Origin of the sequence: Roseovarius sp., from assembly GCF_965277045.1 — a bacterium.
Taxonomy (GTDB): domain Bacteria; phylum Pseudomonadota; class Alphaproteobacteria; order Rhodobacterales; family Rhodobacteraceae; genus Roseovarius.
This window is the reverse complement of sequence record NZ_OZ255712.1, coordinates 1,618,085-1,631,069: the sequence shown is the minus strand read 5'-3', so window position 1 is coordinate 1,631,069 and position 12,985 is coordinate 1,618,085. Positions and strand designations below refer to the sequence as shown.

12 protein-coding genes are annotated in these 12,985 nt (G+C 61.7%); 4 read left to right on the top strand and 8 right to left on the bottom strand.

Features of this window, described 5'->3' with window-relative positions:
• Positions 1-17: 17 nt before the first annotated feature.
• Positions 18-224 (bottom strand): 50S ribosomal protein L32, encoded by a 207-nt coding sequence (rpmF, locus tag ACQY4V_RS08115; RefSeq protein WP_057789461.1) that lies wholly within the window; start codon positions 222-224, stop codon positions 18-20.
• Positions 225-374: 150 nt separating this feature from the next.
• The gene (locus ACQY4V_RS08110) at positions 375-929 is read right to left on the bottom strand and encodes a YceD family protein (RefSeq protein ID WP_428516412.1); all 555 of its coding nucleotides are present in this window, start codon (positions 927-929) and stop codon (positions 375-377) included.
• Positions 930-1,025: 96 nt separating this feature from the next.
• Between ACQY4V_RS08110 and ACQY4V_RS08105 the strand changes: the two genes are divergently transcribed.
• From ACQY4V_RS08105 to ACQY4V_RS08095, 3 genes are all read left to right on the top strand, one after another.
• Positions 1,026-1,472: an outer membrane protein assembly factor BamE gene (locus ACQY4V_RS08105; RefSeq protein WP_428516410.1), complete on the top strand. Its 447-nt coding sequence runs from the start codon at positions 1,026-1,028 to the stop codon at positions 1,470-1,472.
• 73 nt (positions 1,473-1,545) lie between these two features.
• The gene (locus tag ACQY4V_RS08100) at positions 1,546-2,298 is read left to right on the top strand and encodes a GNAT family N-acetyltransferase (protein WP_428516409.1); all 753 of its coding nucleotides are present in this window, start codon (positions 1,546-1,548) and stop codon (positions 2,296-2,298) included.
• Between the two features lie 44 nt (positions 2,299-2,342).
• Positions 2,343-4,166 (top strand): ABC-F family ATP-binding cassette domain-containing protein, encoded by a 1,824-nt coding sequence (locus tag ACQY4V_RS08095; RefSeq protein ID WP_428516407.1) that lies wholly within the window; start codon positions 2,343-2,345, stop codon positions 4,164-4,166.
• A gap of 12 nt (positions 4,167-4,178) precedes the next feature.
• Here the strand turns inward: ACQY4V_RS08095 and ACQY4V_RS08090 are convergent, their stop codons facing one another.
• The 3 genes from ACQY4V_RS08090 to ACQY4V_RS08080 all read right to left on the bottom strand — a co-directional run bounded on the left by ACQY4V_RS08090 (position 4,179) and on the right by ACQY4V_RS08080 (position 7,852).
• A complete protein-coding gene (locus ACQY4V_RS08090) occupies positions 4,179-6,059 on the bottom strand; it encodes a polysaccharide biosynthesis protein (protein WP_428516405.1) in 1,881 nt (626 codons plus the stop codon).
• A 192-nt stretch (positions 6,060-6,251) separates the two neighbouring features.
• On the bottom strand, positions 6,252-6,866 hold the full coding sequence (locus ACQY4V_RS08085; RefSeq protein ID WP_428516403.1) for a sugar transferase: 615 nt from the start codon (positions 6,864-6,866) through the stop codon (positions 6,252-6,254).
• Positions 6,866-7,852: an NAD-dependent epimerase/dehydratase family protein gene (locus ACQY4V_RS08080; RefSeq protein WP_428516402.1), complete on the bottom strand. Its 987-nt coding sequence runs from the start codon at positions 7,850-7,852 to the stop codon at positions 6,866-6,868. Before ACQY4V_RS08080 ends, ACQY4V_RS08085 begins: the two co-directional genes overlap by 1 nt.
• Here ACQY4V_RS08080 and ACQY4V_RS08075 point away from each other — a divergent pair.
• Positions 7,800-8,918 carry a polysaccharide biosynthesis/export family protein gene (locus tag ACQY4V_RS08075; RefSeq protein ID WP_428516400.1) on the top strand — a complete coding sequence of 373 codons (1,119 nt, stop codon included), beginning with the start codon at positions 7,800-7,802 and terminating at the stop codon, positions 8,916-8,918. The two genes, ACQY4V_RS08080 and ACQY4V_RS08075, sit on opposite strands and share 53 nt — an antisense overlap.
• On the opposite strand, the gene ACQY4V_RS08070 is transcribed toward ACQY4V_RS08075, so the two are convergent.
• The 3 genes from ACQY4V_RS08070 to gyrA form a co-directional block, all read right to left on the bottom strand.
• On the bottom strand, positions 8,919-9,191 hold the full coding sequence (locus ACQY4V_RS08070) for a DUF6614 family protein (RefSeq protein ID WP_428516398.1): 273 nt from the start codon (positions 9,189-9,191) through the stop codon (positions 8,919-8,921).
• A gap of 160 nt (positions 9,192-9,351) precedes the next feature.
• Positions 9,352-9,909, bottom strand: a complete 558-nt coding sequence (locus tag ACQY4V_RS08065; protein WP_428516396.1) for a hypothetical protein — start codon at positions 9,907-9,909, stop codon at positions 9,352-9,354.
• 190 nt (positions 9,910-10,099) lie between these two features.
• Positions 10,100-12,862 carry a DNA gyrase subunit A gene (gyrA, locus tag ACQY4V_RS08060; protein WP_428516394.1) on the bottom strand — a complete coding sequence of 921 codons (2,763 nt, stop codon included), beginning with the start codon at positions 12,860-12,862 and terminating at the stop codon, positions 10,100-10,102.
• Between the last annotated feature and the right edge of the window lie 123 nt (positions 12,863-12,985).

Below are 12,985 nucleotides of genomic sequence, written 5' to 3'. Positions count from 1 at the left end.
CGTCCCTTTGCTGCCGCTTAGGCTGCGTCTTCGTCCAGATCGACCTCGTCATCCAGCGCGATGACTTCGCGGTCCGCATAGTGACCGCAGGCGACACACACGTGATGCGGGCGCTTCAGTTCACCGCAGTTGGGGCACTCGTTCGGGTTGGCACCCTCGAGCGAGTCATGCGCCCGGCGGTTGTTCCGGCGCGATTTCGATACTTTGTTCTGTTGGACAGCCATGTCACAACCTCAAATCTTGTGGGCCTCACGGCCCGGTTTCATACGCTGCCGCGGCTCCTATTCCTCGAGAGCCTGGCGTGCAACCCTAAATCCGGTGAGAGCGCGAAAATACTAGGAAATCGCTTGCTGTCCAGCGATTCTTTCGTGGCCTCAATCGCCGTCTTTCAACTGGCCTTTCAGTTTCGCGAGGGCGGCAAAAGGCTTGGCATCCGCGTCCGTCATCGGCGTGACGCCAGGGGGCGCATATTGGGCGTTTTCACTGGGTGTTCCCGTGCTGCGCGGGTAGGACGGCAGCGCCAGCGCAATCGCCTCCTGCAGCACAGCCCTCAGGTCGATCTGGTCGCTCAGCGGGTCGATCGTCTCGTCCTCGGGCATCTCGATCTCTTCCATGTCGGTGTCGACGCCCGGCCAATCCTTGCGAAACTTGCGGACGATCTCTTCGTCGATGCGTGTCGTGACAGGGTCCAGCGTCACCACGCAGGACTGCACCACGGTCGCCCCGAGCCGTGCTTCGAGTTTCCAGTTTTCGCCGTCGTCAGGATGCATCGCGCCCTCGAGTCGCACTTTTTTCAGCGCAAGAATCCCGAGGTCTTCCGCCATGCGTGCCATGTCCGGGGCGTCCGGCTCGATCCGAAACGGATGCGATCGGTTCATCGACATCTGTGCCAGATGCAGCACGGTCGGATTTTCTATCTTTTCGCTCATGTACGTATGACCTATCCTTTCTTGAACCTGACCGCTACCTTGTTGTATCGGGTACTTGGGTGTTTGGGACCCGTTCAAGAGGCGAAGAGGGGTGGCATGAAAAAACGGTTTGCCAGGATTGGTGCCATTGTGTGCCTTGCGGGGGCGCTTGCCGCCTGTACCCCGACCTATCGCAACCACGGATACATGCCGCTTCAGGAGGATCTTCAGAACCTTGTCGTGGGTGTGGACACGCGCGACACGGTCAACGACGTCATAGGACCGCCGTCTTCGGCCGGCATGTTGGACCGCGGCGACTATTACTACGTGCGCAGTCGCGTCAAGGAAGTGGGCATGTACCGTCCCGAGGTGATCGAGCGGCAGGTGCTGGCCATCAGTTTCGCGCCGAACGATACCATCGCCAATATCGAGACCTTCTCCCTGGCCGACGGCAACATCGTCCCGCTGACACGCCGCGTGACCGACTCTTCGGTGGTGGGCAACGGTTTCCTGCGTCAGATCCTGGGCAACTTCGGCAACATCGATCCCGGCACTTTCTTCTAGCCGCGGGCGTCATTCGCCTGTCACATGCTTCATGTTAAGCGGTTCGCACATATATAAAGCGTAAGCGACCGCCATGGATGAGGCAGAGATGTTGAGCAAGGGACGCTACCGCACGCGCATTGCCGATGGCGAAGCCGACATAGAGGCGGCGCAGCGCCTTCGGCAACTGGCCTTCAAGGGCGGCGATTCCCAGGAGGACCTCGACCGGGATCAGTTCGACGGTATCTGTACGCACATCCTTGTCGAGGACGCCCAGGACAAGCGCCTGATCTGCTGCTTCAGAATGCTGCCACTTGATGGCGGCGATGAGATCGAGCGCAGCTATTCCGCGCAGTTCTACGAATTGTCCGCGCTGCGGGCATTTTCCGGCCGGATGGTCGAGATGGGCCGCTTCTGCATCCATCCCGAGGCGCGTGACCCCGACATCTTGCGCGTGGCCTGGGCAGAGATGACGCGCTACGTCGATGAGAACGACGTGGAACTGCTGTTCGGATGCTCGTCTTTCAAGGGAACCGACGCAGACGACTACCTCGACGCCTTCGCGATGTTGAAAGAGCGCCACCTTGCGCCGCGCCGATGGTTGCCGCGCGTCAAGGCGCCTTCGGTGTTTCGCTTCGCGCAAAAGCTGCGCTTGCGGCAACCCGATGCCAAGTTGGCCATGCTGCGCATGCCGCCACTGCTGCGCACATACCTGGTGATGGGCGGCTGGGTCAGCGATCACGCGGTGGTGGACCTGCAGATGAACACGCTTCACGTGTTCACCGGGCTCGAGATCAACGCGATCCCGCCAGCCCGCAAGCGCCTGCTTCGCGCCGTCGTGCAATAGCGCGACCGCTTGACGCTTCCCCCGGCGCGGGATAGCGCTGCGCCATGGCGCGTGCACCCCTCATCCAGCTGTCGGACATCTCTCTTACCTTTGGCGGCGAACCTGTCTTCGACGATCTGTCCCTGGTGGTTCAGACAGGCGACCGCGTCGCGCTGGTCGGGCGCAACGGCTCTGGCAAATCCACCCTCATGAAGGTCATCGCCGGTCTGGTGGAACCCGATCGCGGCACCCGCGCCCTGCAGCCCGACGCTTCGGTCGGCTACATGGAACAGGAGCCTGACATGACCGGCTTCGACACGCTGGGTGCGTTCGCGGCCGACGGTCTGGACGAGGCAGAGCATTACCGTGTGGAAATGGCCGCCGAAGGGTTGAAGTTCGAGCCTGGCCGGCCCGTCGCCACCGCGTCGGGCGGAGAGCGCCGCAGGGCCGCGCTGGCGAAACTGATGGCGCAGGCGCCGGACCTGATGCTGCTGGACGAGCCCACGAACCACCTTGATATCGAGGCAATCGGCTGGCTGGAACAGCAGCTGAAGGAGACGCGGGCGGGCTACATCATCATATCGCACGACCGCGCCTTTCTGCGCGAGTTGACCCGTGCCACGCTCTGGATCGACCGCGGCATGACCAGGCGGCAGGAAAAAGGCTTCGAGGACTTCGAGGCATGGCGTGACAAGGTTTGGGAAGAAGAGGACCAAGCGCGTCACAAGCTCAACCGCAAGATCGCCGAAGAGGCCCGGTGGGCCGTCGAGGGCATCAGCGCCCGGCGCAAGCGTAACCAGGGTCGGGTCCGTGCGCTTCAGGATCTCCGCGCCGAACGGGCGTCCCAGATCAAACGGCAGGGCACCGCAGCCATGGCGCTGGCCAGCGGGCCGCAATCCGGCCGCAAGGTGATCGAGGCGTCACACATCTCCAAGAGTTTCGGGGACGCCGCCGTTTTGCGCGACCTCTCCCTGACCATCCAGCGCAAGGACCGGGTCGCCTTCATCGGCCCGAACGGGGTGGGCAAGACAACGCTTCTGAAGCTGCTGATGAAATCGCTCGAACCCGACGAGGGAGAAGTCCGCCACGGTACGAATCTTGTGCCAGCCGTTTTCGATCAGGCGCGGGCAAAGCTCGCCCCCGACATGACGCTCTGGGACAGTCTGACCGGCGATCCGGACATGCGCGTCTCGGGGCAGGCCGATCAGGTCATGGTGCGCGGCATGCCGCGTCACGTTGTCGGGTACCTCAAGGATTTTCTGTTCGACGAGCGGCAGGTGCGCGCGCCCGTCCGGTCGCTTTCGGGTGGGGAAAAGGCGCGCCTGTTGCTGGCCAGGCTGATGGCGCGGGAAAGCAACCTGCTGGTGCTCGACGAACCGACCAACGATCTGGATATCGAAACGCTGGATCTGCTGCAGGAACTGCTGGACGACTATGACGGCACGGTTCTGCTGGTCAGCCATGATCGGGATTTCCTGGACCGGGTGGCGACCACCACCGTCGCAATGGAGGGGCACGGCAGGCACACCGTCTATGCCGGAGGCTGGACCGATTACCAGACGCAGCGTGTCGCGCCCGAGGCCACGCCTGAAAAAAAGGCGCAAAAGCCGACTCCTGCCGCGGGACAGCAGCGGTCATCAGGCAACGCGAGCAGGCAGAAGCTCAGTTTCAAGGACAAGCACCGGCTTGACACTCTGCCCGATCATATCGCCCGGCTGGAAGCCGAGATCGCGAAGCTGGAGGAATTGCTTGCCGACCCGGGGCTTTATACCCGGGACCCTTCGAAGTTCGCCAAGGCGACCGAAGGTCTGAGCAAACGGCAGGCGGCACTGGGCGAGGCCGAAGAGGAATGGCTTCTTCTGGCGGAGAAGGCCGAGAACACGGGCTAGCGTCGGTCGGCGCTACTCGTTCACCGATTTGCCGCCTTTCGCCATTTCGCTCTTCTCGATCCACTGATGCAGGGTCGCTTCCATCTGCTCCGCATTCCGCGTGTCGATCGCTTGCCGCAAGGATTGCAGCGCGTTGGCCATTTCGATTTCTGACAGGTGCTTTTCCTGTGCGCGCAGGATTTTCGGATGCGGCGTCGTCAGCATATCGGAGCCGATCAGCAGTTCCTCGTGGAGTTTTTCGCCGGGGCGCAGGCCGGTGATTTCAATCTCGACGTCGCCCCCCGGGTTTTCAGCGTCGCGCACGGTGTGGCCGGCATTCTCGATCATTCTGCGTGCCAGCTCGTAGATCGGTACGGGTTTGCCCATGTCGAGGACGAACACGTCTCCGCCGCGGGCGAAGGAGCCGGTCAGCAGGACCAGCCGCACTGCTTCCGGGATGGTCATGAAATACCGGGTGACATCGGTATGGGTCAGCGTCACCGGACCGCCCCGCGAAATCTGCTCATGGAACAGTGGGATGACCGACCCCGACGAGCCAAGAACGTTGCCGAACCGCACCATCGAAAACCGCGTGCCCTTCGACCGCGTCGCCAGATCCTGGACCGTCAGTTCGGCAAACCGTTTCGAGGCGCCCATGATCGAGGACGGGCGCACCGCCTTGTCGGTGGAAATCAGGATGAAGCGTTCCACGCCCGTACGCATCGCCGCGCTGGCGACGGTTCTTGTTCCGAACACGTTGTTTCGGATTCCTTCCAGCGCATTCTGCTCGACCATGGGCACGTGCTTGTAGGCCGCGGCGTGCAGGACGATCTCGATCTCGTGTGTGCGCATGACGTCAGCAACGAGCGGTTCTTCGGTGACGCTGCCCAGGACGGGGATGACTGTCGCCTCGGGCAGGATCGCACTCAATTCGCGGTGGATCTCGAACAACGCCAGTTCGCTGTGGTCCAGCAAGACGAGTTTGCCCGGTTCGCAGGACAGAATCTGGCGAGACAGTTCCGCGCCTATCGACCCGCCGGCGCCGGTCACCAGGATATTGCGGTTTCGATACGTTTCGAAGACACCGGGCAGGTCGTCGTCAAAGCCGGCACGGCCGAGCAATGTATTGACATCGACGGGCTTGGTTTCGGACAGGCTCGCGGATGATGTTGCAACCAGATCCGCGAAGGACGGCATGGAATGGACTTCGCAGGATGTGCTGGCCAGGCGTTTGATGATACTGGACTGCACCGCCCGATTGGCGCTTGGCATGGCCAGGACGACACGCTTGACCTGGTACCTCTGGATCAGGTCTTCAAGGTCGCCGGGCGAATAGGTGCGCAGCCCTGCAATGGTGATGCCCTGCAACCGCAAGTCATCATCCACGAAAGCGACTGGCTCTACCGCGTCGTCGACAGACAGCGCTGTCGCCAGTTGCTGCCCGGTCTGCCCCGCGCCGTAGATGATGATCGGCAATCTTGCATTGCCGCGTCGGTAGACGGACAGAAGTATTTGCCGCATCAGCAGCCGTGACGACACCGAGAGGATGAGAAAAAGCATTCCCATGACCACGAAAAGCGGCGCTGGAAAGGTCATCCCGAAAAAAGCCGCCGACATCAGCACGCCGGTACCGATCATAACGGCCGCGACAAAGGCGGATTCGACCACGCCTTGCATCTGATAGGCATTCAGCTTGATCCGGTGCAGTCCCAGCATGAAAATCAGAGCCAGGCCGACTCCTGTCACGCTGGTCACGCTCAGCATGAACGCATCGGCATGCGCCATGACACCGTCCATGCCCAGCAACAGGAAACCGGCTACGATATGAGATACCGCGATCAGGACACCGTCGACTGCAAGCAGGATTTTCCGCTTTTGATGACGCGAAAGGGAAACCGCCAACTTGTAAAGCATCAAGCGCCGCCTCGTACGACCATGAGTTGAACCTTTATTGGCAAATACAACTTAAACAAATCACATCATCCCAACCAAACGCAACACGGTACATAGAATGGAAAAACTCCGCGTCACAAATAAATTCTGCTGCGTATGCAATGCATGCGTAGATTCTAGGCTTAGCATGTATCTGTTAAAGCTTCGTATAGGTTAGTCGCCTGAGGCGAAAACCCGCCTAACCGTTCTGACGATCAGTGCGGCGTCGAAACAGAGGGTCCTGTTTCGGGCCCAGATCAGGTCGATTTTCGCCTTGGCAGGCACACAACGGCGCAGATAGACTTCATCGGTTTCGGCCTGTGAATGGCATCTCGACAAAAGCTGTTCCTCCCGGCGATGAAACACAAGCGTCGCCAGTCCCGTGACACCGGGGCGGTTTTTCAGAACCTCGGCATATACCAGAGGGCACAGACGGACGAAGCGGGGCAGGGGCGGCCGCGGGCCGACAAAGCTCATGTCGCCTTTCAGGATATTCCACAGCTGCGGCAGCTCATCCAGGCGTTTGCGGCGCAGGAATTTTCCGGTCTTGGTGATGCGGCTCTGCTTGTACGCCCCGGACACGGACGCATCCCGGCCCGTATTCGTCATCGTGCGGAACTTCCACAGGATAAAGCTCTGTCCCGGTGCCTTCATGCGTTTCGACGGATAAAGGATCGGCCGGCCGTCGAGGACAAGTATGACCGCCGCCACCAGCAGCGTCGGGATTGACAACACCACGATCAGCAACAGGGCCAATGCGATGTCCATGGCCCGCTTGCCGGGACTCATCAGCGTACCTCCAGTCGGTTCAAATCTGCGATCATCTCGCCTGCGTCGGAGGTGAATCGATGGTCGGGCAGCAAGGCCTGCAGACGCCCGACATCCAGCGACACTTCCTTGATTGCGCTGTCTGGGGCAGGGCGCCACAGAACTTGCCGGCCCGCAGCCAACACCAGGTCTTCCATCGCCACCGGCCCGGGGGCGGCGATATTGAGCACGCGTGGTATCGGTTTCGTCTCCGTGTCGGAAAGGCGCTTCAACACCGCAAGTAGGTCGGTCGCCCCGATATAGCTGCGAATGGGGCCGCGTCCATCCGCAAACTGGTCCGGCGTGACCTCACCACCCTTTGCCAGCGCCGGTGCCAGGCTGTCAGCGCCAACCACGTTGGCCAGGCGCAACACGTGCTCTGACACGGCGCTGTCGCCTGAGGTCACCTTGCGCTCCATGTTCAGTTTCGCCTCACCATATGGGCCGATCGGGCGCAATGGTGCGTCCTCGGTCAGTTTTGCGCCGGGGCCGTAAACGGCGGCCGTGGAAATATGGAACAGCCGACGCGCACCGCAATGCCGCGCAACCCGGCGTGACAGGCCCACAAGCGCGGTATTCATCGCAAGGTCATCTCTCGTGCCGGCGGTCTTGCCCCACAGCGCAATCATCATGTCGCAGGTCGGCAGCAGGTCCAACGAGTCATCGGTTGTCCAACGCACGTCCCGGTCCGGTCCGCTGGACTGAAATATGAACTCGGCGTCGCGACAGGCGCCCGTAGCCCTTGCGGCATGCAGCAATCGACCAAGCCGTCCACCAGAGCCCGCTACAAGTATCCGCATCCCGACGTCCAGACCTAGCAATCTCGCCGGATTGCCCTCTTTTTCCAATACCCCATTGTCTATCATCACGTGCATGGGATAGGAAACCAAAGCATGCCCGCGGGGGGACACGACATTGTTGAAGACGATCCGGTTTCTATTTTTGGCCGTTGGCGTTGTTGCGCTCACGGGATGCGCGTTGCCGCGTGGCGCTGCCGTGCAGTCCGAAATATTGAAGGAACAACGCTCTGAGAACCCGTCGTTTCAGTTGGTCGAGGTGACGCGCCAGCTGACGCCGCTGATCGCGAAATGGCCGCACAGCGGCGCGAGCGCCAAATTCCACTGGTTCGGGTCTGATCAAGGGCCTGATTCCTCGGCCATCCAGACCGGCGATACGGTAAATATCGTGGTCTGGGACAGCGAAGAGAACTCTCTTCTGACCGGACTGGACGGGACCGCAGCCGAAATCCCGCCTCAGGAGGTTTCCGCGACGGGCCGCATCTTCCTGCCCTATGTCGGTGAAGTATCGGTGCGGGGCCTCACCCCATCCTCGGCAAGAGCCCGGCTGCAATCGCAATTCGAACAGATCCAGCCTTCGGCGCAGGTGCAGCTGTCCGTGACGCCCGGACGCAACAATTCTGTCGACGTTGTCGGCGGAGTCGCGGCGCCGGGCCGCTATCCGCTCGACAGCCGGAACACCAAGATATTGGGCGTGGTGGCGCAGAGCGGCGGAGTGAATCCCGCCCTGCGCAACCCGATGATTCGCCTTCAACGCGGGGGCCGAACCTACGAGACCCGCGTCTCGTCGCTGCTGGAAAACGCCAATCGGAACGTGCGTGTCGTCGGCGGTGACCAGATCGTGGTGGTCGAGGACGAACGCAGCTTCACGTCTCTCGGCGCGACCGGCGCACAGAAGGTGATCTATTTCGAGAAGGAGCGCATGACGGTGGTCGAAGCGCTCTCGTCCACAAGCGGTCTGAATGCGGGGACAGCCAACCCCAAGGGCGTGCTCGTTCTGCGTGATTACCAGCCCAGGGACCTGAAGCCGGGCCTGGCTGGTCCGAACAAACAGCAGGTCGTGTTCAGCTTTGATCTGACCTCGGCTGACGGCCTGTTCGCGGCGCGGCAGTTCTTCATCCAGCCTGACGATACTCTCTATGCCACCGAATCCCCCATCAATTCGGCGCGCACGGTTATCGGTCTGTTCGGAACGATCATCGGTGTGACCAGCTCGGTGAACAACGTCAGCAACTGATCAGATTATGGCCAGCCGCTCTGCGCGCTCGGGGTCGGGAAAGGGGCGGTACAGCGCATAATCGGCGGTGTCGATCATGTCGTGCATCCGCGCGTAGAGCGTCTCCGCCGCGTCACCCTGTTGTCCGACCCATCGGAAGGCCTGATCAAGCTGTGCGAGGTCGGCCACCTCGATCCTCAGGAGGAAATCGCGAAAGCTGTCGGATGCCAGGTTGAGCTTTCGCCGGACGAGCGACCATTGGCCGACAACACCGGCCTCCTGCAGATGGGACATCCGTTGTCGAGCGCCGCTGCGAACAACATCGCTTGCGCGTCTTTTTTCAGGTCTATCTGGCAGGTGTAGATGTTCATGTCGCGCAACGCCCCTGGTCAAACGCAGGCAGACTGACAGCAAACCGTTGCGAAATCGTTGTCGGGTGCGAGCGTCGCAATCGTCACAGGGCGGCGAAGATGTTCTCGACCTCGTCACTGCCGCCTTGCGTCGCCGAGACCAGCCTGGGTTTCGGGCGTTCCAATGCAGGCTGGGTCGGTGCGGGTCGTGCGCTGGTCAATGGCTGCATCGCGGATGTCGTCTGCGCCCGCTCTTGTGCCCGGTCCGCGGCGGTTGCCCCCGCTGTCACGCGGCGCGGCACCACGACCTGATCGTTGCGCAGCCGCGGCGTGCTGCGGCGCCATACAAGTGCGGCCCGGCTGATTTCGGATCGTTGCAGGCAAGTGTAGCTCAGAAGGACGGCACCGACGAGCGCCAGATCGCGCCAGAACGGCTCGACCAGCGGCGTATCGGCCAACACCAGGTTGTGCACAACGCTGGTGGCAAACACGAAGATCGCCAGCATCAACGATGTCAGCCGCAACCACAGCCCCAGCATGAACGCGGCGGTGATGGTAAACAGCAGAACAGTGCCGATCAGGTCTGCCGTCTGCGGGTCGGTAAACGACAAGAACAGCGCTGGCGGCGCCACACCGGAGATCAGGCCAAGCGCGGTTGCCATGAAGTACGATCCGATGACGATTCGGATCAAAGTCAGACCCGTGTAATCGACCCAGCGTTGCTGTCTTTGCACCAAGGCGAAACCCTACCCCGGGGGCAGCACAAGTCCGGAGCTTCCTTGACCTTTTTTTGCCGAAAAAATGGGGCAGAATTCGTTCGAAACCACGCGAATTGCACGGCAGGTCATCGGCTCAGGTGGTTTCCTGGCTTTCCGCAGGGGCGCCTTCATCGAGCTCGTCTTCGCCGGTCTCGGCAATCCAGGCGACGCTGACGACCTTCTCTCCCTTTCCGGTATTGAAGACCTTCACGCCGCCCGCGCTGCGGGACCGGAACGAGATCCCGTCAACCGGAACGCGGATCGACTGGCCTCGTGATGTTGCCAGCATGATCTGGTCCTCGATCTGAACCGGGAAGGAAGCCACCAAAGCCCCGCCGCGCATGGCCTTGTCCATGGCCTGGACGCCCATGCCGCCGCGTCCGCGGACCGGGTAATCATGGCTGGAACTCAATTTGCCGGCACCCTGTTCGGTGATGGTGAGAATCAGGTTCTCGGCCGCCTTCATCTTTTCAAAACGCTCGCTCGGCAGCGGCATTTCCGCGTTGCCTTCTTCCTCGCCGGTCTCGTCGTCATCGGCCCCGGCCATCTGCCTGCGCATCTTCAGGTACGCGGCGCGCTCGTCCGGCGTGGCCTCGAAATGGCTGATGATCGACATCGACACCACGCGGTCGCCATTGCTCAGACGGATGCCGCGGACGCCCGTCGAGGCGCGCGAGTTGAAGACCCGCACATCGGTAGCCGGGAAACGGATGGCCCGACCTGAATTCGTGACCAGCATCACGTCATCGTCATTCGAGGCGATGCGTGCATTGATCAAGGACCACCCTTCGCTTTCGCCTTCGAACTTCATCGCGATCTTGCCGTTGCGCATGACGTTGGTGAAATCGCTCAGTTTGTTGCGGCGGACGGTTCCGTGGTCGGTGGCAAAGACCACTTGCAGGTCGTCCCATTCGCTCTCGTCACGGTCCACCGGCATGATCGCCGCGATGCTGACTCCGGTGGGGATCGGCAGGATGTTCACGATCGCTTTTCCCTTCGACGTCCGCCCGCCCAGCGGCAGCCGCCAGGTCTTCAGCTTGTAGACCATCCCGTCGGTGGTGAAGAACAGAAGCTGGGTATGCGTGTTGGCCACGAACAGCGTGGTCACCACGTCCTCTTCCTTGGTCTGCATGCCGGACAGCCCCTTGCCGCCGCGTTTCTGCGCGCGGAAATCGGCCAGGGCGGTGCGCTTGATATAGCCGCCCGAGGTCACGGTCACGACCATGTCCTCGCGCTCGATCAGGTCCTCGTCCTCCATGTCGCCGGACCAGTCGACGATTTCCGTCCGGCGGGGAACGGCGAATTGCTCTTTCACCTCGGTCAGCTCGTCCGAGATGATCTGCATGATTCGTTCGCGGCTGGCGAGGATCGCGAGGTATTCCTTGATCTTGCCCGCCAGCTCCTGCAGCTCGTCGGTCACTTCCTTGACGCCAAGCTGTGTCAGGCGTTGCAGGCGCAGTTCCAGGATGGCGCGGGCCTGCGTTTCGGAAAGGTTGTAGGTGCCGTCGTCGTTCGCCTTGTGCGTCGGGTCGTCGATCAGCGCGATATATTCGAGAATATCGCCAGCTGGCCAGCGGCGCGTCATCAGTTTCTCGCGTGCCTCGGCGGCGTCGGCGGAGGCGCGGATCGTGGCCACGACCTCGTCGACGTTGCTGACCGCCACGGCCAGGCCGCACAGCACGTGGCTGCGTTCGCGGGCCTTGCGCAGGTCGTAGGCGGTGCGCCGCGCCACCACGTCCTCGCGGAACGAGATGAAGGCGCTGAGGAACCCGTAAAGCGTCAGCTGCTCGGGGCGGCCGCCGTTGAGCGCCAGCATGTTGCAGCCGAAATGCGTCTGCATCGGGGTGAAGCGGAAGAGCTGGTTCAGCACCACCTCGGCGGTGGCGTCGCGCTTCAGTTCGACCACCACGCGCACGCCATGACGGTCGGATTCGTCCTGCACATGGGTGATGCCCTCGATGCGTTTCTCGCGCACGGTCTCGGCGATCTTCTCGATCATCGCCGACTTGTTCACCTGATAGGGAATCTCTTCGATAACAATCGCGTAGCGGTCTTTCCTGATCTCCTCGATCCGGGTCTTGGCGCGCACGATGACGCTGCCGCGCCCTTCGATATAGGCCTTCCGCGCACCGGAGCGGCCCAGCATGATGCCGCCCGTGGGAAAGTCCGGGCCGGGGATGTATTCGATCAGTTGTTCGGAACTCAGATCGGGGTTCTCGATCAGGGCCAGCGTGGCGTCGATGACCTCGCCCAGGTTGTGGGGTGGAATGTTTGTCGCCATCCCCACAGCGATGCCACCAGCGCCGTTGACCAGCATGTTGGGAAACCGCGCCGGAAGGACCGTCGGCTCGCGGTCCTTGCCGTCGTAGTTGTCCTGGAAATCGACGGTTTCCTTCTCGATGTCCGCCAGCAGCGCGCCCGCCGGCTTGTCCATGCGGACCTCGGTGTAGCGCATGGCGGCGGGGTTGTCGCCGTCCATCGAACCGAAGTTGCCTTGCCCGTCAAGTAGCGGCAAAGACATGGAAAAATCCTGCGCCATTCGCACCAGCGCGTCGTAGATCGCGCTGTCGCCATGGGGGTGGTACTTACCCATGACGTCGCCCACGGGGCGGGCGGATTTGCGGTAGGCCTTGTCATGCGTGTTGCCGGTTTCGTGCATGGCGTAAAGGATGCGCCGGTGCACGGGTTTCAGCCCGTCGCGGAGGTCCGGAATGGCACGGCTGACGATCACCGACATGGCATAGTCCAGGTAGGACGTCTTCATCTCGTCGATGATCGACACCGTCGGGCCGTCATACGCGGGGCGCTCTGGCGGCATTTCGTCTTCGTTTTCAGGGGTTTCCGGCGTGTCGTTCACGTGCTGTCCCGTCCTGTGGCAACTGTTCTATATCTTGTTGCGGAAACTATATCAGAGGCAGGATATGGGGTGCAATGGCCCGTGTTCTACGCCATTGGCAGCCAGCCGGGCAGGGTGATAACA

Bases quoted from the DNA above. Each gene is read 5' to 3' on its own strand.
- rpmF (WP_057789461.1), bottom strand. From the start codon at position 224: ATGGCTGTCCAACAGAACAAAGTATCGAAATCGCGCCGGAACAACCGC.
- ACQY4V_RS08110 (WP_428516412.1), bottom strand. From the start codon at position 929: ATGAGCGAAAAGATAGAAAATCCGACCGTGCTGCATCTGGCACAGATG.
- ACQY4V_RS08105 (WP_428516410.1), top strand. From the start codon at position 1,026: ATGAAAAAACGGTTTGCCAGGATTGGTGCCATTGTGTGCCTTGCGGGG.
- ACQY4V_RS08100 (WP_428516409.1), top strand. From the start codon at position 1,546: ATGGATGAGGCAGAGATGTTGAGCAAGGGACGCTACCGCACGCGCATT.
- ACQY4V_RS08095 (WP_428516407.1), top strand. From the start codon at position 2,343: ATGGCGCGTGCACCCCTCATCCAGCTGTCGGACATCTCTCTTACCTTT.
- ACQY4V_RS08090 (WP_428516405.1), bottom strand. From the start codon at position 6,059: ATGCTTTACAAGTTGGCGGTTTCCCTTTCGCGTCATCAAAAGCGGAAA.
- ACQY4V_RS08085 (WP_428516403.1), bottom strand. From the start codon at position 6,866: ATGAGTCCCGGCAAGCGGGCCATGGACATCGCATTGGCCCTGTTGCTG.
- ACQY4V_RS08070 (WP_428516398.1), bottom strand. From the start codon at position 9,191: ATGTCCCATCTGCAGGAGGCCGGTGTTGTCGGCCAATGGTCGCTCGTC.
- ACQY4V_RS08065 (WP_428516396.1), bottom strand. From the start codon at position 9,909: ATGGCAACCGCGCTTGGCCTGATCTCCGGTGTGGCGCCGCCAGCGCTG.